The sequence below is a fragment of the Variovorax sp. J22G73 genome (assembly GCF_030317035.1).
Taxonomy (GTDB): Bacteria; Pseudomonadota; Gammaproteobacteria; order Burkholderiales; family Burkholderiaceae_C; genus Variovorax.
The window spans coordinates 56,788-77,212 of record NZ_JASZYK010000001.1 but is presented as its reverse complement, the minus strand read 5'-3'; the positions used below and the strand labels follow the sequence as shown (position 1 = coordinate 77,212).

At 68.0% G+C, this 20,425-nt stretch carries 18 protein-coding genes and 1 pseudogene; 6 read left to right on the top strand and 13 right to left on the bottom strand.

The window, feature by feature from the left end; translation table 11 throughout:
- Positions 1 to 2 precede the first annotated feature (2 nt).
- From QTI51_RS00335 to QTI51_RS00325, 3 genes are all read left to right on the top strand, one after another.
- Positions 3 to 413, top strand: a complete 411-nt coding sequence (locus QTI51_RS00335) for a hypothetical protein (protein WP_116912318.1) — start codon at positions 3 to 5, stop codon at positions 411 to 413.
- Between the two features lie 51 nt (positions 414 to 464).
- The gene (locus QTI51_RS00330) at positions 465 to 950 is read left to right on the top strand and encodes a hypothetical protein (RefSeq protein ID WP_286513544.1); all 486 of its coding nucleotides are present in this window, start codon (positions 465 to 467) and stop codon (positions 948 to 950) included.
- A 154-nt stretch (positions 951 to 1,104) separates the two neighbouring features.
- Positions 1,105 to 1,359, top strand: a complete 255-nt coding sequence (locus QTI51_RS00325; protein WP_116912320.1) for a hypothetical protein — start codon at positions 1,105 to 1,107, stop codon at positions 1,357 to 1,359.
- 35 nt (positions 1,360 to 1,394) lie between these two features.
- Here the strand turns inward: QTI51_RS00325 and QTI51_RS00320 are convergent, their stop codons facing one another.
- Positions 1,395 to 2,165, bottom strand: coding sequence for an SDR family NAD(P)-dependent oxidoreductase (locus QTI51_RS00320; protein ID WP_286513547.1), 771 nt, complete (start codon positions 2,163 to 2,165; stop codon positions 1,395 to 1,397).
- Positions 2,166 to 2,286: 121 nt separating this feature from the next.
- On the opposite strand from QTI51_RS00320, the pseudogene QTI51_RS00315 reads away from it, so the two are divergent.
- Positions 2,287 to 3,186 (top strand): annotated as a pseudogene (locus QTI51_RS00315) (LysR family transcriptional regulator); the annotation flags it as partial.
- Between the two features lie 55 nt (positions 3,187 to 3,241).
- On the opposite strand, the gene QTI51_RS00310 reads toward QTI51_RS00315, so the two are convergent.
- The 10 genes from QTI51_RS00310 to QTI51_RS00265 all read right to left on the bottom strand — a co-directional run bounded on the left by QTI51_RS00310 (position 3,242) and on the right by QTI51_RS00265 (position 16,284).
- A complete protein-coding gene (locus QTI51_RS00310; RefSeq protein WP_286513549.1) occupies positions 3,242 to 4,159 on the bottom strand; it encodes a dihydrodipicolinate synthase family protein in 918 nt (305 codons plus the stop codon).
- Positions 4,160 to 4,173: 14 nt separating this feature from the next.
- A complete protein-coding gene (locus QTI51_RS00305) occupies positions 4,174 to 5,922 on the bottom strand; it encodes an IlvD/Edd family dehydratase (protein WP_286513551.1) in 1,749 nt (582 codons plus the stop codon).
- 31 nt (positions 5,923 to 5,953) lie between these two features.
- Complete coding sequence (yjfF, locus tag QTI51_RS00300; RefSeq protein WP_286513553.1) at positions 5,954 to 7,009, bottom strand: galactofuranose ABC transporter, permease protein YjfF; 1,056 nt, start codon at positions 7,007 to 7,009, stop codon at positions 5,954 to 5,956.
- Positions 7,006 to 8,067, bottom strand: coding sequence for an ABC transporter permease (locus QTI51_RS00295; RefSeq protein WP_286513555.1), 1,062 nt, complete (start codon positions 8,065 to 8,067; stop codon positions 7,006 to 7,008). The genes yjfF and QTI51_RS00295 overlap by 4 nt, the downstream gene beginning before the upstream one ends.
- A gap of 318 nt (positions 8,068 to 8,385) precedes the next feature.
- Positions 8,386 to 9,906 (bottom strand): sugar ABC transporter ATP-binding protein, encoded by a 1,521-nt coding sequence (locus QTI51_RS00290; RefSeq protein ID WP_286513557.1) that lies wholly within the window; start codon positions 9,904 to 9,906, stop codon positions 8,386 to 8,388.
- A gap of 6 nt (positions 9,907 to 9,912) precedes the next feature.
- Positions 9,913 to 11,124, bottom strand: a complete 1,212-nt coding sequence (gene mmsB, locus QTI51_RS00285) for a multiple monosaccharide ABC transporter permease (protein WP_286513560.1) — start codon at positions 11,122 to 11,124, stop codon at positions 9,913 to 9,915.
- Positions 11,111 to 12,658 (bottom strand): multiple monosaccharide ABC transporter ATP-binding protein, encoded by a 1,548-nt coding sequence (gene mmsA, locus QTI51_RS00280; protein ID WP_286513773.1) that lies wholly within the window; start codon positions 12,656 to 12,658, stop codon positions 11,111 to 11,113. Before mmsA ends, mmsB begins: the two co-directional genes overlap by 14 nt.
- Before the next feature lie 50 nt (positions 12,659 to 12,708).
- Positions 12,709 to 13,779 carry a multiple monosaccharide ABC transporter substrate-binding protein gene (chvE, locus tag QTI51_RS00275; protein ID WP_286513562.1) on the bottom strand — a complete coding sequence of 357 codons (1,071 nt, stop codon included), beginning with the start codon at positions 13,777 to 13,779 and terminating at the stop codon, positions 12,709 to 12,711.
- A gap of 12 nt (positions 13,780 to 13,791) precedes the next feature.
- Positions 13,792 to 14,757 carry an ABC transporter substrate-binding protein gene (locus tag QTI51_RS00270; protein WP_116912329.1) on the bottom strand — a complete coding sequence of 322 codons (966 nt, stop codon included), beginning with the start codon at positions 14,755 to 14,757 and terminating at the stop codon, positions 13,792 to 13,794.
- Between the two features lie 72 nt (positions 14,758 to 14,829).
- Positions 14,830 to 16,284: an aldehyde dehydrogenase family protein gene (locus QTI51_RS00265; protein WP_286513566.1), complete on the bottom strand. Its 1,455-nt coding sequence runs from the start codon at positions 16,282 to 16,284 to the stop codon at positions 14,830 to 14,832.
- Between the two features lie 143 nt (positions 16,285 to 16,427).
- Between QTI51_RS00265 and QTI51_RS00260 the strand changes: the two genes are divergently transcribed.
- On the top strand, positions 16,428 to 17,387 hold the full coding sequence (locus QTI51_RS00260; protein ID WP_116912331.1) for a LysR family transcriptional regulator: 960 nt from the start codon (positions 16,428 to 16,430) through the stop codon (positions 17,385 to 17,387).
- 66 nt (positions 17,388 to 17,453) lie between these two features.
- Here QTI51_RS00260 and QTI51_RS00255 read toward each other — a convergent pair whose 3' ends face one another.
- Positions 17,454 to 18,242, bottom strand: coding sequence for an SDR family NAD(P)-dependent oxidoreductase (locus tag QTI51_RS00255; RefSeq protein ID WP_286513569.1), 789 nt, complete (start codon positions 18,240 to 18,242; stop codon positions 17,454 to 17,456).
- Between the two features lie 128 nt (positions 18,243 to 18,370).
- On the opposite strand from QTI51_RS00255, the gene QTI51_RS00250 reads away from it, so the two are divergent.
- The gene (locus QTI51_RS00250; RefSeq protein WP_286513571.1) at positions 18,371 to 19,294 is read left to right on the top strand and encodes an SMP-30/gluconolactonase/LRE family protein; all 924 of its coding nucleotides are present in this window, start codon (positions 18,371 to 18,373) and stop codon (positions 19,292 to 19,294) included.
- A gap of 22 nt (positions 19,295 to 19,316) precedes the next feature.
- Here the strand turns inward: QTI51_RS00250 and QTI51_RS00245 are convergent, their stop codons facing one another.
- A complete protein-coding gene (locus tag QTI51_RS00245) occupies positions 19,317 to 20,402 on the bottom strand; it encodes an aldose epimerase family protein (RefSeq protein WP_286513574.1) in 1,086 nt (361 codons plus the stop codon).
- Between the last annotated feature and the right edge of the window lie 23 nt (positions 20,403 to 20,425).

Sequence of the window (20,425 nt, the reverse complement as noted above, 5' to 3'; positions counted from 1 at the left end):
GCATGACAACAACAGTACGTTCCATCCTTTCCGCCACGGCACTCTTCGCCGCCAGTGGCTTCATGGTCTTCGGCGCGCAGACCGCCGGCGCACAGGCGCCCGGTACCGAAGCCCGCATGCAGAAGGAACGCGCCACCTGCGACGGCGTGCAGCAAGACCGCGCCGCCTGCCTGCGCGAAGCCGGTGCCGCCCGCCAGGAAGCCGGCCGCGCCGGCCTGACCACGCCCAGCCCCGCGCGCGGCGAGGTGAATTCGCTGGCGCGCTGCAGCGAGCAGCCGGGCCCCGACCAGCCCGAGTGCGAAGCGCGCATCAAGGGCGGTGCCCGCACCACCACCGAAGGCAGCGTGATGGGCGGCGGCGTGATCCGCGAAACCGTCACCCCCCTGCCCGCGCAGACCGTGCCGTCGCGCTGAATCGCCGCGTCGAGTCCCCGCAGCAATTCCCTGAAAACCAAGGAGCACCTCATGCAAAGCAAGACCTCGCGTTCGATGATCTTCGCGCTGCTCGCCCTGGGCGGCGTGGCCAGCGCCACCGTGGCTTCGGCCGCCGGCCCGCGCCGCGGCGAATCCGACAGCACCTACCAGCGCGAGCTGGCGGTGTGCGGCCACAACCAGCAGGACCGTGCCGCCTGCATCCGCGAAGCCGGCGCCGCGCGCCAGGCCGCGGCCCGCGGCGGCCTGACCAGCGCGCCCGACTACCGCGCCAATGCGCTCGCACGCTGCGGCCTGCAGCAGCCGGCCGACCGCGCCGACTGCGAGGCCCGCGTGCTGGGCGGTGCCGGCAACACCAGCGCCGCCGTGGAAGGCAGCGTGATGGGGGGCGGCGTGATCCGCGAATCGGTCACGACCACCGTGCGCACCGTGCCCGCGCCGGGCATGCGCCCGATGCCGATGGACCGCGCGCCCGAGCCGGTGATGGCGCCCCGCCCCGCGCCGATGCCGATGCGCTGAGCGTTCCCGACGCTTTTTCGACCTGCCTGCCATAGCCCGCGGCCCGGTGTTTCCGGCCCGCGGGCTATGTCCTTGGTTGTCACAAAACCGTCATAAAGGGCCGGCGCACGCTAGCTATAGTTCTAGCTCCCTGCCACCCGAGGAATCCCTTCCCATGAATGCCATCAAGGTCGCTCGCCGATTCATCGAAACGGACCCGGCCAACGAATCGGCCAAGATCCTGGCCCAGCTCGTGTTGGCCCTGGAGTCCGAACGCAGCTTCGAGCTGATCACGCTGTACAACCTCGACTACAAGAGCTTCGAGCTCGCCATGGACATCCTGAAAGAGTGGCGCCTGGACCGCTACTACGCCAGCAAGTCGAAGCTGTTCGACCTGTCGCTGCAGCTCACCGAGCTCGAGAAGAGCTGATCGTTCTGTCCTGAGCGTCCGGGCACGCCGCGTGCTCAGACCAGCATCCCGCCCGACACCTCGATGCGTTGGGCGTTGACCCAGCCGTTCCCCTCCCTCAGCAAGCTCGCGATGGCGCCGCCCACGTCGTCGGGCAGGCCCGCGCGTCCCAGCGCGGTGAAGCCGGCGACCATCGCGTTCACCTGCGGGTTGTCGCGCACCATGCCACCGCTGAAGTCGGTGGCGATAGCGCCCGGCGCAATGGTGTTCACCGAGATGCCGCGCGCGCCCAGCTCCTTGGCGAGGTAGCGCGTCAGCGTTTCCACCCCGCCCTTCATCGCCGCGTAGGCCGAGGCACCGGGCATCGAGAAGCGCGTGAGCCCCGACGACAGGTTCACGATGCGCCCGCCGTCGTTGAGCAGCGGCAGCAGCTTCTGCGTGAGGAAGTACGTGCCCTTGAAGTGGATGTTGAAGAGCATGTCGAACTGCGCTTCGGTCGTTTCCTCGAAGCTCGCGTGCAGGCCGACGCCGGCGTTGTTCACGAGGAAGTCGAAGCGCTCGCGCTGCCATGTGGCGGCCAGCGCGGCCTTCACCGCATCGGCGAAGGCCGCGAAGGTCTTGCTGTCGCCCACGTCGAGCGGCAGCGCCACGGCGCGGCGGCCCTTCGCCTCGATCTCGGACACCACCGCCCGCGCGCTGGTTTCGTTCGACACATAGGTCAGGATCACATCGACGCCGTCGGCGGCCAGCGCCAGCGCGGCGCTGCGGCCCAGGCCGCGGCCGCCGCCGGTGATGAGTGCGGTGCGGGAGAGAGTGGAACCGGTCATTTCAAAGTCCTCGGGTGGTTGATGGGGGTGCTTGATGAACTGACTTTAAAAATTACCGCCCACAAGATAAATCCCGCGCATCGGAGCACACTGTTATCAGCCGACAGGACAATCCGACGCCATGAACACCGACGAATTGCGCATCTTCTCGCGGGTTGCCGAGCTCGCCAGCTTCAGCCGCGCCGCCGACCAGCTCGGGCTGACCCGCGCGCGCACCTCGGTGGCCGTGCAGCAGCTCGAAGAGCGGCTGGGCACGCGGCTGTTGCAGCGCACCACGCGCAGCGTGCGCCTCACCGAGGACGGCGAGCGCTTCCTGGAGCGCTGCAAGGACTACCTGGCCGAAGGCGAGCAGCTGGCCGGCATGTTCCGCTCGGACGCCAGCGGCCTCACCGGGCGCCTGCGCATCGACCTGCCGGCCACCGTGGCGCGCGACCTCGTCATTCCGCGCCTGCCCGAATTTCTCGCGCTGCATCCCGCGCTGGAAATCGGCATCAGCACCACCGACCGCCGCGTCGACCTGGTGAACGAAGGCTTCGACTGCGTGCTGCGCGTGGGCGTGCTGGGCGACTCCGAGCTGGTCGCGCGGCCGCTCGGTTTCATGCGCATGGCCAACGCCGCGAGCCCGGCCTACCTGCAGGCGCACGGCACGCCGCGCACCCTGGCCGACCTGGCGCACCACCGCATCGTGCATTTCGCGCAGACGCTGTCGCCGAACGACGCGGGCTGGGAGTACTTCGACGCGGTACAGGGCCGCTACCGCATGCAGCCTGTGCGCTCCCTGGTCACGGTGAACGGCACCGACGCGTACAACGCCGCGGCGGTGGCGGGCCTGGGGCTCATCCAGGCGCCGGTCGGCGGCCTGCAGCCCTGCTTCGATTCCGGCTCGCTGGTGCAGGTGATGCCGGGCTTTGCCGCGCGCCCGATGCCGGTGTCGCTGGTGTACGTCAACCGCCGCCAGCTCGCGCCGCGCGTGCTCGCGGTGATGACCTGGCTGACCGAGCTGCTCGCGCCCTACTTCGCCGAGGGGAGCGACGTGGCGTTCACCGCCGCGGCAGCGGCGCGTGACCCTAGTGCCCCTAGCGCCCCCAGCGCAGCACCAGCGGATCGAGCCGCTTCGCCGTCTCGATCAGGCCGGCACGGGTCTCAGGGTGCATCGCCGGCAGCGGATGCCGCGGCGCCTCGCAAGCGATCACGCCGCCCTCCTTCATGAGCGACTTGCAGGCCAGCAGGCCGGCCTGCCGGTTCTCGTAGTTGATGAGCGGCAGCCACTGCTGGTACAGCGCGAATGCCGTGTCGCGGTCGCCCGCGCGGTGCGCCTCGATGATGGGGCGAATGCCGTCGGGGTAGCCACCGCCGGTCATCGAGCCGGTGGCGCCGGCGTCGAGGTCGGGCATCAGCGTGATGGCTTCCTCGCCGTCCCACGGGCCCTCGATGGCGTCGCCGCCCAGGCGGATCAGCTCGCGCAGCTTGGCCGCCGCGCCCGGCGTCTCGATCTTGAAGTACGCCACGTGCTCGATCTCCTTCGCCATGCGCGCGAGGAAGGGCGCCGACAGCACGGTGCCGCTGGCCGGCGCGTCCTGCACCATGACGGGAATGCCCACCGCGTCCGACAGCCGCGCGTAGAACTCGAAGATCTGCGGCTCCGGCACGCGGAAGGTGGCGCCGTGGTACGGCGGCATCACCATCAGCATGGCCGCGCCCATGTCCTGCGCGCGGCGGCTGCGCTCGGCGCAGACCTTGGTGCTGTAGTGCGTGGTGGTCACGATGACCGGCACGCGCCCCTTCACGAGCTCGAGGATCGTGCGCGTGAGCACTTCGCGTTCGTCGTCGGACAACACGAACTGCTCGGAGAAGTTCGCCAGGATGCACAGCCCGTCGGAGCCCGCGTCGATCATGAAGTCGACGCAACGCTTCTGGCTCTCGAGGTCGAGCGCGCCCTGTTCGGTGAAGGTGGTCGGCACCACCGGGAAGATGCCGCGGTATCTGGGGGTCATGGGTGTTCGTGTGGTCAATGCGAATGGCGGGGAACGGCCGCGCCGCGGCAGCCGACGAGAAAGTCGAAGTCGCAGCCTTCGTCGGCCTGCAGCACGTGGTTGACGTAGAGCTTCTGGTAACCGCCGCCGCGCGTGCTCATCGGCTGCGCGTCGGTGCCCGACAGCGAGGCCAGCCGCGCGGCGAGTTCCTCGTCGCTAATGTCCAAGTGCAGCCGGCCCGCGTCGCAGTCGAGTTCGATCCAGTCGCCGTCGCGCACCGCCGCCAGCGGCCCGCCATCGGCGGCTTCGGGCGCCACGTGCAACACCACCGTGCCGTAGGCGGTGCCGCTCATGCGCGCGTCCGAGATGCGCACCATGTCCTTCACGCCCTGGCGCAGCAGCTTGGGCGGCAGGCCCATGTTGCCGACCTCGGCCATGCCGGGGTAGCCCTTGGGGCCGCAGTTCTTCAGCACCATCACCGAGCTGGCGTCGATGTCGAGGTCTTCGTCGACGATGCGCTCCTTGTAGTGCTCCAGGTTCTCGAACACCACCGCCCGGCCGCGGTGCTTCAGCAGCTCCGGCGTGGCGGCCGAGGGCTTCAGCACCGCGCCGCGCGGCGACAGGTTGCCGCGCAGGATGCGGATGCCGCCGTCGGCGATCAGCGGGTTGCTCAGCGGGCGGATCACCTCGTCGTCCAGGCTGGGCGCCTCGCGCACGTTGTCCCAGAGCGAGCGGCCGTTCACGGTGAGCGCGCCGGGGTGCGGCAGCAGCCCGTTCTCGCCGAGGCGCCGCAGCACGGCGGGCAGGCCGCCGGCGTAATAGAACTCCTCCATCAGGAAGCGGCCCGAGGGCATCAGGTCGACGATGGTGGGCGTGTGGCTGCCGATGCGCGTCCAGTCTTCCAGCTCCAGCTCGACGCCGATGCGCCCCGCGATCGCCTTCAGGTGGATCACCGCGTTGGTCGAGCCGCCGATGGCCGCGTTCACACGGATGGCGTTCTCGAAGGCCTCGCGCGTGAGGATCTTCGACAGCGTGAGCCCCTCCTTGGCCATCTGCACCGCGCGCATGCCCGACATCTGCGCCAGCACGTAGCGCCGCGCGTCGACCGCCGGAATGGCCGCGTTGTGCGGCAGCGAGGTGCCCAGCGCCTCGGCCATGCAGGCCATGGTCGAGGCCGTGCCCATGGTGTTGCAGGTGCCCGCCGAGCGCGACATGCCGCCTTCGGCCGAGAGGAACTGGTGCAGGTCGATTTCACCCGCCTTCAGCGATTCGTGCAGCTGCCACACCGCCGTGCCCGAGCCGATGTTCTTGCCATCGAGCTTGCCGTTGAGCATGGGCCCGCCAGTGACCACGATGGCCGGAATGTCGCAGCTGGCAGCGCCCATCAGCAGCGCGGGCGTGGTCTTGTCGCAGCCCGTGAGCAGCACCACCGCATCGACCGGGTTGCCGCGAATGGCCTCTTCCACGTCCATGCTCGCGAGGTTGCGCGTGAGCATGGCCGTGGGCCGCAGGTTCGACTCGCCGTTGGAGAACACCGGGAACTCCACCGGGAAGCCGCCTGCCTCGGAGATGCCGCGCTTCACGTGCTCGGCGATCTTGCGGAAGTGCGCGTTGCACGGCGTGAGCTCCGACCAGGTGTTGCAGATGCCGACGATGGGGCGGCCGTCGAACTCGTGGTCGGGAATGCCCTGGTTCTTCATCCAGCTGCGGTACATGAAGCCGTTCTTGTCGGCCGAGCCGAACCATTCGGTCGAGCGCAGTTTCTTCGGAGGGGTGTCCGGCATGCGAGGTGTCCTGAGGGAGAGAGGTGAAGGGTCAGCGCCGGGGTGCGCGCGAGGTGAAGAAGCGCTGCAGCAGGCAGAACACGAACAGCAGCGCGCCGACCACGATGCGCGTCCACCACGAGCTGAGCGTGCCGTCGAAGGAGATCAGCGTCTGGATGATCCCGAGCATCAGCACGCCGAACAGCGTGCCCGCCACGTAGCCCACGCCGCCCGTGAGCAGCGTGCCGCCGATGACCACCGCCGCGATGGCGTCCAGCTCCAGCCCCACCGCGTGCAGCCCGTAACCCGAGAGCATGTAGAAGGTGAAGATCACGCCCGCCAGCGCCGAGCAGAAGCCCGACAGCGTGTACACGCCGATGAGCGTGCGCCGCACCGGCAGGCCCATGAGCATGGCCGAATGCTCGCTGCCGCCAATGGCGTACACCGCGCGGCCGAAGGGCGTGCAGTGCGCGATGAACACCGCCGCCAGCAGCACCACGATGGCGATGACCGCGCTGATCGACACCGAGGCCTCGCCCCAGATCGGAATGCGGACCTGCGACACCTCGGAATAGAACGCGTTGGTGATGCTGATCGAGTCGATGCTGATGAGGTAGCACAGCCCGCGCGCCAGGAACATGCCCGCCAGCGTGACGATGAAGGGCTGCAGCCTGAAACGCTCGATGAGCAGCCCCATGAACGCACCGAAGGCCGTGCCCATCGCGAGCACCAGCGGAATGACGATGCCCGGGCTCCAGCCGTGCTTTTCCACCAGCGAGGCCGAGACCATGGTGGTGAGCGCGATGACAGAGCCGACCGACAGGTCGATGCCGCCCGAAAGAATGACGAAGGTCATGCCCACGGCGACGACGATAAGGAAGGCGTTGTCGATCAGCAGGTTGAGGAACACCTGCGCCGAGAAGAAGCCGTCGTAGAACACCGAGCCCAGCGTGGCCACCAGCAGGAACAGCGAGATGGTCGCGGTCAGCGGCAGGTACTTCGGGTTGAGCCCTTTCTTTTTGTTCCCCGCATGGCCCCCTCTCCCGCCCCCTTTGCCGCTGAGCGTAGAGGGCTGGGGTGAGGTTGTTGTATCGATCACCGCGCTCATGCCGCGTCCCCTTCCTGCACAGGCCGTTGCACGGGCCGTTGCACCAGCACCCGCACCTGCGCCCTGAACTCCGGCGACTGCAGCAGCATCACCGCGAACACCACCCCCGCCTTCACCACCAGGTTGATTTCCGGCGGCACCCCCAGCGAATAGATCGCGTAGGTCAGCGTCTGGATGATGAGCGCGCCGATCACGCTGCCCACCAGGCTGAAGCGCCCGCCGGTGAGCGCCGTGCCGCCCAGCGTCACCGCCAGGATCGCGTCGAGCTCGATAAGCTGGCCCGCGTTGTTGCCGTCTGCGCTCTTCACGTTGGAGCTGATCAGCAGGCCCGCCACGCCGGCGCAGGCGCCGCAGAAGGCATAGGCCCCCACGACGAGCCGCCGCGCCTGGATGCCCGCCACGCGCGCCGCCGTCGGGTTGATGCCCACCGCCTGGATGAACAGCCCCAGCGCCGTGCGCGTGATGGCCAGGTACAGCAGCACGAACACCGCCGCCACGATGAACAGCGAGAACGGCAGGCCCAGCAGGTAGCCGCTGCCCAGGAAGAAGAAGGGCTTGTAGTAGATGGTGATGATCTGGCCGTCGGCAATCAGCTGCGCGATGCCGCGGCCTGCCACCATGAGGATCAGCGTGGCGATGATCGGCTGCATGCCGACCTTGGCGACCAGCAGGCCGTTCCACAGGCCGCAGAGCAAGGCGATGCCGATGGCCGCGAGGATGGCGAGCGACATCGGAAAGCGGCTCACGTCGCTGGCGACCGAGCCGCCGATCATCCAGGCCGCGAGCGACGCGGCAATGGCCACCACCGCGCCGACCGAGATGTCGATGCCGCGCGTGGCGATCACCAGGGTCATGCCGAGGGACACCAGCACCAGGGGGGCGGCGCGGTTGAGGATGTCGATGAGGCTGCCGTAGAGATGGCCGTCGCGCCATTCGAGGTGGAGGAAGCTGGCGTTGAAGGCGGTGTTCACCGCGAGCAGGAGCACGAGCGTGACGAGGGGCCAGGCGAGGCGGTGGCTCATGACGTTCGCCAGCCGATTGTTTTGTGAGTTGGTCATCTCAGGTGCTCTATCGGCCGGTCTTGCCCCCTCTCCCGCTTGCGGGAGAGGGTTGGGGTGAGGGTGCGGCTTGTACCGAGGCCTGCTGGTTGCCGAAGGCCGCGGCCCTCACCCTAGCCCTCTCCCGCGAGCGGGAGAGGGGACAACACGAGAGACCGCTGCTGCGTCGGCCGGTCTTGCCCCCTCTCCCGCTTGCGGGAGAGGGTTGGGGTGAGGGTACGGCTTGTACCGAGGCCTGCTGGTTGCCGAAGGCCGCGGCCCTCACCCTGGCCCTCTCCCGCGAGCGGGAGAGGGGACAACACGAGGACGGAGCTTTCATCATGCAGCGGCAATCATTTCGTAAACCTCATCCTCCGAAGCCCCACCCGGCAGCTCCCCCACCTTCTTCCTGTCCCGCAGCACCACGATGCGATGCGCCACGCGCACCACCTCGCTCATCTCCGACGAGATGAACACCACCGCCATGCCCGCGCGCGCCAACCGCAAGATCTCTTCCATGATTTCCTGCTTCGCCGCCACGTCGATGCCGCGCGTCGGCTCGTCCAGGATCAGCAGGCGCGGCTCGGTCGCGAGCCAGCGCGCGATCATGGCCTTCTGCTGGTTGCCGCCCGACAGCAAGCCGATGGGCGTCTCCACGCTCGCGGTCTTGATGCCCAGCGACTTCACGAAGCGCTCGGCCATCTCCGTCTGCTCGGCATGCGGCAGAAAGCGCCGGGTGCCCAGACGCGCCTGCAAGGCCAGCGCGATGTTCTCCCGCACCGACAGCTCCGCGACGATGCCGTCGGTCTTGCGTTCTTCAGGGCACAGCGCCAACCCTTCGCGAATCGCATCCGCGGGATTCGAAAAGCTGACGGAGCGCCCATCGACCTTCAGCACCCCGCGGTCCGGCATCTCCAGCCCGAACAGCAGCCGCGCCAGCTCCGTGCGCCCCGCGCCCAGCAGCCCGGCAATGCCGACCACCTCGCCCGCGCGCACGCGCAAATCCGTCGCCTGCAGCTGCCCCGCCTGCCCCAGCCCTTCAGCCTGCAGCAGCGCAGGCGCCGCCTCGTCGAACGCTGGCAGCGCCGCCGGCCGTGCCGACTGCGCCGCCAGCTCGCGCCCCAGCATCGCAGCGATCAGGGCCTGCGGCCCCAGGTCCGCCGCGCGCCACTCGCCGATCCACGCGCCGTTGCGCAGCACGGTGATGCGGTCCGACACCGCGTACATCTGGTTGAGAAAGTGCGTGACGAACACGATGGCCAGCCCCTCGCCGCGCAAACGCCGCAGCACCTCGAACAGCTTTTCCACCTCGTCGTCGTCCAGGCTCGATGTCGGCTCGTCGAGGATCAGCACCTTCGACGACACGCCCAGCGCCCGCGCGATGGCCACCATCTGCTGCACCGCCACCGAGTAGCTCGACAGCAGCCGCGTCACGTCGATGTCCAGCCCGATGCGCGCGAGCAGCTCCTCGGCGCGCCGGTTCACCGACGCCCAGTCGATGCGAAAGCCCTGCGCCATGCCGCAGCGCGGATACCGGCTCGCGAACACGTTCTCGGCCACCGACAGGTTGGGGCACAGGTTCACCTCCTGGTAGACCGTGCTGATGCCCAGCTTCTGCGCGTCCAGCGGCGACGCGGGGCGAATCGGCCGGCCGTCCAGGAACATCTCGCCGCCGCTGGACGGCAGCACGCCCGTCAGCACCTTGATGAGCGTGGACTTGCCCGCGCCGTTCTGCCCCATCAGCGCATGGATCTCGCCGGGGTACAGGTTCAGCCGCACGTCGCGCAGCACGTGGATGCCGCCGAACTGCTTGTGGATGCCCTTCAGTTCGAGCACGGGCGATGGAGTGCTGTCAGCCATGCGCGCTCACTTGTTCTTGTTGTAGACGTCGATGAACACCGCCGCCAGCAGCACAAGGCCCTTGATGACCTGCTGGTAGTCGATGCCGATGCCCAGTATCGACATGCCGTTGTTCATCACGCCCATGATGAAGGCGCCGATGACCGCGCCCATCACGCGGCCCACGCCGCCCGAGGCCGAGGCGCCGCCGATGAAGCAGGCCGCGATCACGTCGAGCTCGAAACCCAGGCCCGCCTTGGGCGTGGCCGTGTTCAGCCGCGCCGCGAACACCAGCCCGGCCAGCGCCGCGAGCGCGCCCATGTTCACGAAGGTGAGGAAGGCCAGGCGCTGCGTCTTCACGCCCGACAGCCGGGCCGCCTTCTCGTTGCCGCCCAGCGCGTAGATGCGCCGGCCCAGCGTGGTGCGGTTGGTGACGAAGTCGTACACCACGATCAGCACCGCCATCACGATGAGCACGTTGGGCAGGCCCTTGTAGGTCGACAGCAGGTAGCTGAAGAACAGGATGATGGCCGCGAAGCACAGGTTCTTCACCAGGAAGAAGGCGTAGGGCTCCTGCTCCATGCCGTGCGCCGCCAGCCGGGCGCGCCCGCGCAGCTTGAAGAACACCAGCGCGAAGGCCGCCAGCGCGCCGACCACCAGCGATGTGGTGCGCAAGGCGCCACCCCCCAGTGGATCGGGAATGAAGCCCGAGCTCAGCCGCTGGAACGCCTCGGGAAACGGCCCGACCGACTGCCCCGCGAGCAGCGCCAGCGTGAGCCCCTTGAACACCAGCATGCCCGCCAGCGTGACGATGAACGACGGGATCTTGCGAAACGCCACGAACCAGCCCTGCGCCGCGCCGATGAGCGCGCCCGCCGCGATGCTCACGATGGCGGTGGGCACGAAGTGCCACTCGTACTCCACCATCAGCACCGCCGCCAGCGCGCCGATGAAGCCGCACACCGAGCCCACCGACAGGTCGATGTGCCCCGCCACGATCACCAGCAGCATGCCCAGCGCCATGATGACCACGTAGCTGTTCTGCAGCAGCAGGTTGGTGAGGTTGAGCGGGCGCAGCAAGGTGCCGTCGGTCAGCACCTGGAACAGCACCATGATCGCGACCAGCGAGATCAGCATGCCGTACTCGCGCAGGTTGTTCTTCAGGAAGCCGGCATGCAGCTTCGGCCCCTCGGCCAGGGGCATGGCGGGCTTCACGGCATTCACTTCAGGCTGCGACATGGACCGAGCTCCCCGCGCTCACGATGGCGTGCATGATGCGTTCCTGCGAGGCCTCGGCCGCCGTGAACTCGGCCACGAAGCGCCCCTCGTTCATCACGTAGATGCGGTCGCACATGCCGAGCAGTTCCGGCAGTTCCGAAGAGATCATGAGAATGCCTTTGCCCTCGCTCGCGAGCTGGTCGATGATGGTGTAGATCTCGTACTTGGCGCCCACGTCGATGCCGCGCGTGGGCTCGTCGAGCATCAGCAGCTCGGGCTTCGTGAAGAGCCACTTGCTCAGCACCACCTTCTGCTGGTTGCCGCCCGACAGGTTCACCACCAGCTGCTCGACGCCCGAGCAGCGGATGTTCAGCGCCTTGCGGTAGTCGTTGGCCACCTTGAATTCGCGCCCGGTGTCGATCACCGCGCCCTGCGAAACCGCGTCGAGGTTCGCCAGGCTGATGTTCTTGCGGATGTCTTCCTCCAGCACCAGCCCCAGGCCCTTGCGGTCTTCGGTGACGTAGGCGATGCCGTGGTCGATGGCCTTGCGCACGGTGCCCACGTCCACCGGCTTGCCGTGCATCAGCACCTGGCCGCTGATGCGCTGGCCGTACGACCTGCCGAACACGCTCATCGCCAGCTCGGTGCGGCCCGCGCCCATGAGCCCGGCAATGCCCACGATCTCGCCCTGGCGCACGTGCAGGCTCACGCCCTTGATCTGCTCGCGGTCGGCGTGCAGCGCGTGGTGCACGCGCCAGTCGCGCACCTCGAGCACCGTTGCTCCGATCTTCGGCGTGCGCTGCGGGTAGCGGTGTTCCATGTCGCGGCCCACCATGCCGCGGATGATGCGGTCCTCGCTGATGGGCTGCGTGCGGCAGTCGATGGTTTCCACGGTCGCGCCGTCGCGCAGCACCGTCACCGCGTCGGCCACCTTGGCGATCTCGTTGAGCTTGTGCGAGATGAGGATCGACGCGATGCCCTGGCGCTTGAGCGCCAGCAGCAGCTCCAGCAGCGCGTCGCTGTCCTTTTCGTTCAGGCTGGCGGTGGGCTCGTCGAGGATCAGCAGCTTCACCTCCTTCGCCAGCGCCTTGGCAATTTCGACCAGCTGCTGCTTGCCCACGCCCAGGTCGGTCACCAGCGTGGTGGGCGGCTCCTTCAGGCCCACCTTGGCCAGCAGCTCGCGCGTTTTCGCGTACGCGGCAAACCAGTCGATCACGCCGCCGCGGGCCATCTCGTTGCCCAGGAAGATGTTCTCTGCAATCGACAGCAGCGGCACCAGCGCCAGCTCCTGGTGGATGATGATGATGCCCAGCTTCTCGCTGTCGGCAACGCCCTTGAAGCGGCGCTCCTCGCCCTCGAAATGCACGGCGCCGGTGTACGAGTCGCACGGGTACACGCCGCTCAGCACCTTCATGAGCGTCGACTTGCCCGCGCCGTTCTCGCCCACCACCGCGTGGATCTCGCCCGCGCGCACCGCCAGGTTGACGTTGCTCAGCGCCTTCACGCCGGGAAACGTCTTGGTGATGCCGCGCATCTCAAGGATGGTGCCGCGCATCTCGAGGATGGTGCCGCGCATCTCGAGGGTGGTGCGTTCGCCTTCGTGGCTCACTTGATCTGGCTTTCCTTGTAGTAGCCGCTGTCGACCAGCACCGTCTTCCAGTTCGACGCGTCCACGCTCACCGGCTTCAGCAGGTAAGAGGGCACCACCTTGATGCCGTTGTTGTAGGTCTTGGTGTCGTTCACCTCGGGCGTCTTGCCCGAGAGCATCGCGTCGACCATGGCCACCGTCACCTTGGCGAGCTCGCGCGTGTCCTTGAACACGGTCGAGGTCTGTTCCTTGCGCAGGATGGACTTCACCGAAGGAACCTCCGCGTCCTGCCCCGACACGATGGGCATCGGCTGCGAACCCGAGCCGTAGCCCACGCCCTTCAGCGACGAGAGAATGCCGATGGAAAGCCCGTCGTACGGCGACAGCACCGCGTCCACGCGGTCCTTGGTGTAGTAGGCCGACAGCAGGTTGTCCATGCGTGCCTGCGCCACCGCGCCGTCCCAGCGCAGCGTGCCGACCTTGTCCATGCCCATCTGCTTGCTGCGCACCACCAGCTTGCCGCTGTCGATGTAGGGCTTGAGCACCGAGAGCGCGCCGTTGTAGAAGAAGAAGGCGTTGTTGTCGTCGGGCGAGCCGCCGAACAGCTCGATGTTGAACGGCCCCTTGCCGCCCTTCAGGTCGAGCGCCTTCTCTATCGACTGCGCCTGCAGCACGCCCACCTGGAAGTTGTCGAAGGTGGCGTAGTAGTCGACGTTCTTCGAGCCCTTGATGAGCCGGTCGTACGCGATCACCTTCACGCCCTTGTCGGCGGCCTTCTGCAGCACGTCGGACAAGGTGGTGCCGTCGATGGCCGCGATGACCAGCACCTTCGAGCCCTTGGTCACCATGTTCTCGATCTGCGCGAGCTGGTTGGGAATGTCGTCGTCCGCGTACTGCAGGTCGGTCTTGTAGCCCTTGTCCTTGAAGTACTTCTGCATGTTGGCGCCGTCGGCGATCCAGCGCGCCGACGACTTGGTGGGCATCGAGATGGCGATCAGGCCCTTGTCCTGGGCGTTGGCCATCGGCGTGAAGCCGACGACGGCCAGCGCCACGCCCGCGAGCGTGGCCTTGAGAAAGTGGCGTTTCATGTCCGTGCTTCCTCAGTACTTGCGGTTCGGAAACTCTTTGGCCGCCACTTCCATCGGGAAGATGCTTTCCACGGTCACGATGCGCTTGGGCAGCGTCTTGCCGTCCTTGATGTCCTTCACCGCCTGCATCAGCTGCGGCCCGAGCAGCGGGCTGCATTCGACCGACACGTTCAGCTTGCCGGCGATCATGGCCTCGAAGGCGCCCTTCACCCCATCGATGGAGATGATGGTGATGTCCTTGGCCGGCTTCAGGCCCGCTTCCTCGATGGCCTGGATCGCGCCGATGGCCATGTCGTCGTTGTGCGCGTAGAGCACGTTGATCTTCTTGCCGTCGGCCTTCAGGAAGGCTTCCATCACCTCCTTGCCCTTGGCGCGCGTGAAATCGCCGGTCTGCGAACGGATGATCTTGAACTTGGGGTCGGCCTTGATGATTTCCTCGAAGCCCTTCTTGCGGTCGATGGCCGGCGCCGAGCCCACGGTGCCCTGCAGCTCGACGATGTTCACGTCGCCCTTCTGGTCCTTCATCTTCTCCACCAGCCAGCGGCCGGCCTTGCGGCCCTCTTCGATGAAGTCGGAGCCCATGAAGGTCACGTAGAGCGTGTCGTCCTTGGTGTTGACGGAACGGTCGGTCAGCACCACCGGGATCTTCGCGGCCTTGGCCTCGCGCAGCACGGTTTCCCAGCCCGACTCGACCACCGGCGAGAACGCGATCACGTCCACCTTCTGCGCGATGTACGAGCGAATGGCCTTGATCTGGTTTTCCTGCTTCTGCTGCGCGTCGGAGAACTTCAGCTCGATGCCGGCGTCCTTCGCGGACGACTTGATCGACTCGGTGTTGGCGGTGCGCCATTCGCTCTCGGCGCCCACCTGCGCGAAGCCCAGCACGAGCTTCTTCTGCGCGAAGACGGACACGGGCAGCATGCTGCCCAGGGCTGCGGCGGCGAGCGCGGTGTTCAGGGTGCGGCGATTCATGGTCATGGGATGTCTCCTTCTTGATGTCTCGAGGACTTTGCTGTTGGCTGTTGGTGTGGTGAACGAAACCCCGTCCGGTCAGGCCAGCATGTAGCCGGTCTTCACCGTCGTGTAGAACTCCGCGGCGTGGCGCCCTTGTTCGCGCGGCCCGTAGCCCGACCCCTTGCGGCCGCCGAAGGGCACGTGAAAGTCCACCCCCGCGGTCGGCAGATTGACCATCGTCATGCCGACCACGGCATGGCGCCTGAAATGCATGGCGTGCTTCAGCGAGTTGGTGCAGATGCCCGCGCACAGGCCGAAGGGCGTGTCGTTGCACAGGGCCAGCGCCTCGTCGTAGTCGGCGGCGCGCAGCACGCAGGCCAGCGGCCCGAAGATTTCCTCGCGCGCGATGCGGTGCGCGGGCCTGGCCAGGAACAGCGCGGGGCTCATGTAGTGGCCGGCGGTGGCGCGCTGCAGCGCCTCGCCGCCCCACACGTGCTCGGCGCCCTCTTCGCGCGCAATGCCCACCCAGGCCAGGTTCTGCGCCAGGCGCTCCTCGTCGGCCACCGGGCCGATGTCGACGCCGCGCTCCAGCGCGTGGCCGATCTTCAGGTCTTTCAGGCGCTGGCGCAGCTTCGCGACGAAGGCGTCGTGCACCGGCGCCTCCACGATCAGCCGGCTCGACGCCGTGCAGCGCTGGCCCGCGGAAAAATACGCGCCCTGCACCGCGCAGTCGACCGCGCGGTCGAGGTCGGCATCGGCCAGCACCACCAGCGCGTTCTTGCCGCCGGTTTCCAGCTGCACCTTGGCGCGCCGCGTGGCCGCCGCCTGCAGCACGCGCTCGCCGTTGGCGGCCGAGCCGGTGAAGCTCAGCGCATCGACCAGCGGGCTGTCGACCAGCGCCTGCCCCACTTCGCGGCCGCTGCCCATCACGAGGTTGAAGGCGCCGGCCGGCAAGGCCGCGCGGCTGATGATCTCGGCCAGCGCCCAGCCGCAGGCCGGCACCAGTTCCGCGGGCTTGAACACCACGCTGTTGCCGTGCGCCAGCGCGGGCGCGATCTTCCAGGCCGGAATGACGAAGGGCGAGTTCCACGGCGTGATGAGCCCGACCACGCCCACCGGCTCGCGCGTGACATCGACCTGCACGCCCGCGCGCACCGAGGCCACGTTCTCGCCGCCGCCCCCGCGCAGGGCTTCACCCGCGAAAAACTTGAAGACCTGGCCCGCACGCGCCACCTCGGCCACCGCCTCGGGCAGCGTCTTGCCCTCCTCGCGCGCCAGCAGCAGGCCCAGGTCGTCCTTGCGGGCGAGCAGCTCGGCGCCGATGCGGTCGAGCACGTCGGCGCGGCGCTGCGGCGTGCTGTGGCTCCAGTGGGGAAAGGCCTCGGTGGCCGCGCGAATGGCGAGTTCGGCCTGGCGGCGGTCCGCACGTGCGTACTCGGCCACCACTTCGGTGGTGTCCGAGGGGTTGGCGCTCATCCCCGTGGTCGCGCTGGTTTCCCAGCGGCCGTTGATGTACTGCCGCACGTTCTGATGGATCTCGCCGTGAATCACCGTGGCGTGGACCTTGTCTCTGTTGTTCTGGATGTGCGGCCAGTCTAGGAACAGAATTGATATCGATCCAATCGTTTTTTACGCAAAATGCATATCAATCGCCGGATTCTGGAAAACCCGGTCAGTCCTTGGTTTCCACAGAAATGACCAACTACAACCACTGGTTCATCCGCGCCCGGCTGAAGACCCGGCAACTGCTCCTGCTGGTGGCGCTCGCCGAGGAAGGCAACATCCACCGCGCCGCCCAGGTGCTCAACATGACCCAGCCCGCGGCCTCCAAGCTGCTGAAGGACCTGGAAGACGTGCTGGAGGTGCCGCTGTTCGAGCGCCTGCCGCGCGGCATGCGCCCCACCTGGTACGGCGAGACCATGATCCGCCACGCCCGCGTGGCGCTCGCCAGCCTCAACCAGGCGCACGACGAGCTCACCGCGCTGAAGGCCGGGCGCTTCGGCCATGTGAGCGTGGGCGCCATCACCGCGCCCGGCCTCACGCTGATGCCGCCGGCCGTGGCCATGGTCAAGCGCGAACAGCCCGACCTGCGCGTGTCGCTGGAGATAGAGACCAGCCCCGTGCTCATCGAGCGGCTCGAGCAGGGCAAGCTCGACATCCTGGTGGCGCGGCTGTTCGCCGAGCACGACAAGTCGCAGCTGCGCTACGAGGCGCTCACCGAGGAGCCCGTGTGCGCGCTGGTGCGCCCCGGCCATCCGCTGCTGGGCGTGAGCGGGCTCACCCTGCGCGACGTGGTGAGCGCCGGCTGGATCGTGCCGCCCGCGGGCAGCGTGCTGCGCCACCGCTTCGAGCTGATGTTCCAGGAAGAAGGGTTGGCGCCGCCGACCAACACCATCGAGAGTTCGGCCCTGCTCTTCATCACGCGCATGCTGCAGCAGAGCGACATGGTGGCCGTGCTGGCGACCGACGTGGCGCGCTACTACGCATCGCACGGCATCGTGTCGCTGCTGCCGCTGGACATGCCCTGCCACATGGACGCCTTCGGCATCATCACGCGCACGGACCGGCTGCTGTCGCCGGCGGCGAAGGTGATGATGAAGGCGTTGAAGACGGCGAGCGTGAGCGTGTACGGGCGCAAGCTGGAGCTGGACTGACCCTGTCTTTGCGCACCTTGCGCACTTTGTGTCGCTTCGCTTACCCCCTTGCAGGGGGCAACGCCATCACGTCCACCCGGCATCCACCGTGAACTCCTGCGCTGTGCACATCTTCGCGTCGTCCGACGCCAGGAACAGCACCATGCGCGCGATGTCTTCCGGCATCAGCTTGTCGGGCAGGCACTGGTTGCGCTGCAGCGACTTCTCGCCTTCCTCGTCGAGCCAGAGCGCGACCTGCCGCTCGGTCATCACCCAGCCGGGTGACACGGTGTTGATGCGGATGCGGTCGCGGCCCAGCTCTACCGCCAGCCCGCGCGTGAGCCCGTTGACCGACGACTTGGCGATCGCATAGCAGGGGTAGCCCGAGCCCTTGGTCTGCCAGCCCGTGGAGCCCAGGTTGACCACCGAGCCAAAGCCCAGGCGCTTCATGCCCGGCACCACCGACTGGATGGCGAACAGCGCCGGCCGCTCGTTGATGGCCATGCGGTTGTCGTAGTACGCGGGCGTGACCGACTCGAGCGTATGGCGGTCGTCGCTCGCCACGTTGTTGACCAGCACCGCGAAGTCGCCGAGTTCGGCCGCGGCGTCGGCCACGGCCTGCTGCAGCGCGGCGATGTCGCGCACGTCGCAGGCGCGCCACCAGGGCGCGGCATGGCCGGCCTCGGTGATCTGCTTCGACAGCGCCGCGCTGGCCGCTTCGGCGATGTCGACGAAGGCCACGCGCGCGCCTTGCGCGGCGAAGGCGCCGACGATGGCCGCGCCGATGCCGCTGCCGCCGCCGGTGACGAACACGGTGCGGCCCTTCAAGCTGGGGTAGACGGAAAGCTGAGGAGTGGAAAGCTGTGGGGAGTTCAAGAAAAAGTCTCCAGGTGCGCATCTCATGACATTGCAAAACGCATATCAATCGATGCCAGTATTTTTGATTTCGGTTATCAATATGCCTTGATACGATCCGCCGCGTCAAGGAGACAAAGGAAGAACAAATGAACAAGCAAGAGACGAACACCCCCACCGTGCTCGGCGCGCCCGAATGCATCTGGCCCGCGGCAGCCAACCTCGGCGAGGGCACGCTGTGGTCGGTGCGCGAGCAGGCGCTGTACTGGATCGACATCCTCACGCCGCGCCTGTTCCGCCACGACCCCGCCACCGGCGCGCAGCGCAGCTGGCACTTCGACGAAGAAATCACCGCCATCGCCGAGCGCGCCTCGGCACCGGGCCTGTTCATCACGCTGCGCCGCGGCTTCGCGCTGTTCGACACCACGGCGCCGGGCGACGAAGCGAAGCCGCGCTACCTGCACCAGCCCGAGACCGAGCGCACCGGCAACCGCTTCAACGACGGCAAGTGCGACAGCCGCGGCCGCTTCTGGGCCGGCAGCATGGACTTCGACTGCAAGGCGCCCACCGGCGCGCTGTACCGCTACGACGCCGACGGCCGCTGCACGAGGCACGACGACGGTTTCGAGGTGACCAACGGGCCGACGTGGTCGGGCGACGGCCGCACCATGTACTTCAACAACACGGTGCTCAACAGGCTCTACGCCTACGACTTCGACATGGACGCGGGCACGGTCGCCAACCGCCGCACGTGGCACCGCCTTCCCAAGGGCGACGGCCTGCCCGACGGCATGACCACCGACGCCGCCGGCCGCCTGTGGATCGCGCACTGGGACGGCGCCTGCGTCACCTGCCACGACCCCGTGAGCGCGCAGGAGCTGTGCCGCATCGACCTGCCGGCCAGCAACGTGACCGACTGCGCCTTCGGCGACGCCGACCTGCGCACGCTGTACATCACGACCGCGCGCAACGGCCGCACCGACGCGCAACTGCAGGAAGAGCCGCTGGCCGGTGGGCTCTTCAAGGTGCGCATCGACAGCCCGGGCGTGCCGGCGCCGCTGTTCGCGGGCTAGCCGGCCGCGCGGCTTTCAAGCCTCAGCCGAGGATGCCGAAGCGGTGCTCCGTCGCGCTGTGAAAGCGCTCCCCCGGCCGCAGCACCGTCGACGGAAAGGCCGGCTGGTTGGGCGAATCGGGGAAGTGCTGCGTTTCCAGGCACAGCCCGTCGCCCTGCCGCAGGCTGGCGCCCGCGCTGCCGAACAGGCTGCCGTCGAGGAAGTTGCCCGAATAGAACTGCACGCCGGGCTCGCTGGTGTGCACCTCCATCACGCGGCCGGTGGCCTCGTGCTCGAGCCGCGCCGCCAGCGCGAGGCCCTCGTGCTCTTGCGCGCGGTCGAGCACCCAGTTGTGGTCGTAGCCGTGCGCGCGCAGCAGCTGCGCATGCCCCTGGCGCACGCGCTCGCCGATGCGCGTCGGCTCGCGAAAGTCGAAGGGCGTGCCCGCCACGTCGGCCAGCCCGAGCGGAATGAGCGTGTCGTCCACCGGGCAGTAGCGGCTGGCCGGCAGCGTGAGCCGGTGGTCCATGACCGAGCCGCCGCCGGCCAGGTTGAAGTAGTCGTGGTGGCTGAGGTTGAGCACCGTGGGCTTGTCGGTGACGGCGCTGTAGTCGATGCGCCAGGTGTCGGCTTGCGCAGCCAGCGTGTAGCGCACGGTGAGCTGCAGCTCGCCGGGGTAGCCCTCTTCGCCGTCGGCGCTGGTGTAGCGCAGCTCGATGGCCACGTCGCCGCGCGACGCCTGCGCTGACGACGGGGCGATTTCCCTGATGTCCCAGTAGCGCTTGCCGAAACCGGTCGCGCCGCCATGCAGCGAGTTCGGCCCGTTGTTCAACCCCAGCTGGTGCGTGGTGCCGTCGAGCGTGAAGCGCCCCGCGGCGATGCGGTTGGCGTGGCGCCCCACGATGCTGCCCAGGTGCGGATGCGGCGCGAGGTACTCGGCCAGCGTCGGCAGGCCCAGCACCACGTTCGCGGCCTGCCCGTGGCGGTCGGGCACGCGCAGCGCGGTGACGATGCCGCCGAGGTTCATGGCGCTCAGGCTCAGGCCGCGGCCGTTGTCCAGGGTGTACTCGGTGACGGCGCGGCCGTCGGGCATGTGGCCGAGCTCGCGCGAAGTGATGCTGCTGCTCATGGGGTTCCTGTGAAAGAGGTCTG

Excerpts from the sequence above, each read along its gene's own strand:
- QTI51_RS00335 (WP_116912318.1), top strand. The coding sequence starts at position 3 with ATGACAACAACAGTACGTTCCATCCTTTCCGCCACGGCACTCTTCGCC.
- QTI51_RS00330 (WP_286513544.1), top strand. The coding sequence starts at position 465 with ATGCAAAGCAAGACCTCGCGTTCGATGATCTTCGCGCTGCTCGCCCTG.
- QTI51_RS00325 (WP_116912320.1), top strand. The coding sequence starts at position 1,105 with ATGAATGCCATCAAGGTCGCTCGCCGATTCATCGAAACGGACCCGGCC.
- QTI51_RS00320 (WP_286513547.1), bottom strand. The coding sequence starts at position 2,165 with ATGACCGGTTCCACTCTCTCCCGCACCGCACTCATCACCGGCGGCGGC.
- QTI51_RS00310 (WP_286513549.1), bottom strand. The coding sequence starts at position 4,159 with ATGACCCCCAGATACCGCGGCATCTTCCCGGTGGTGCCGACCACCTTC.
- QTI51_RS00305 (WP_286513551.1), bottom strand. The coding sequence starts at position 5,922 with ATGCCGGACACCCCTCCGAAGAAACTGCGCTCGACCGAATGGTTCGGC.
- yjfF (WP_286513553.1), bottom strand. The coding sequence starts at position 7,009 with ATGAGCGCGGTGATCGATACAACAACCTCACCCCAGCCCTCTACGCTC.
- QTI51_RS00295 (WP_286513555.1), bottom strand. The coding sequence starts at position 8,067 with ATGACCAACTCACAAAACAATCGGCTGGCGAACGTCATGAGCCACCGC.
- QTI51_RS00290 (WP_286513557.1), bottom strand. The coding sequence starts at position 9,906 with ATGGCTGACAGCACTCCATCGCCCGTGCTCGAACTGAAGGGCATCCAC.
- mmsB (WP_286513560.1), bottom strand. The coding sequence starts at position 11,124 with ATGTCGCAGCCTGAAGTGAATGCCGTGAAGCCCGCCATGCCCCTGGCC.
- mmsA (WP_286513773.1), bottom strand. The coding sequence starts at position 12,658 with ATGCGCGGCACCATCCTTGAGATGCGCGGCATCACCAAGACGTTTCCC.
- chvE (WP_286513562.1), bottom strand. The coding sequence starts at position 13,779 with ATGAAACGCCACTTTCTCAAGGCCACGCTCGCGGGCGTGGCGCTGGCC.
- QTI51_RS00270 (WP_116912329.1), bottom strand. The coding sequence starts at position 14,757 with ATGACCATGAATCGCCGCACCCTGAACACCGCGCTCGCCGCCGCAGCC.
- QTI51_RS00260 (WP_116912331.1), top strand. The coding sequence starts at position 16,428 with ATGACCAACTACAACCACTGGTTCATCCGCGCCCGGCTGAAGACCCGG.
- QTI51_RS00250 (WP_286513571.1), top strand. The coding sequence starts at position 18,371 with ATGAACAAGCAAGAGACGAACACCCCCACCGTGCTCGGCGCGCCCGAA.
- QTI51_RS00245 (WP_286513574.1), bottom strand. The coding sequence starts at position 20,402 with ATGAGCAGCAGCATCACTTCGCGCGAGCTCGGCCACATGCCCGACGGC.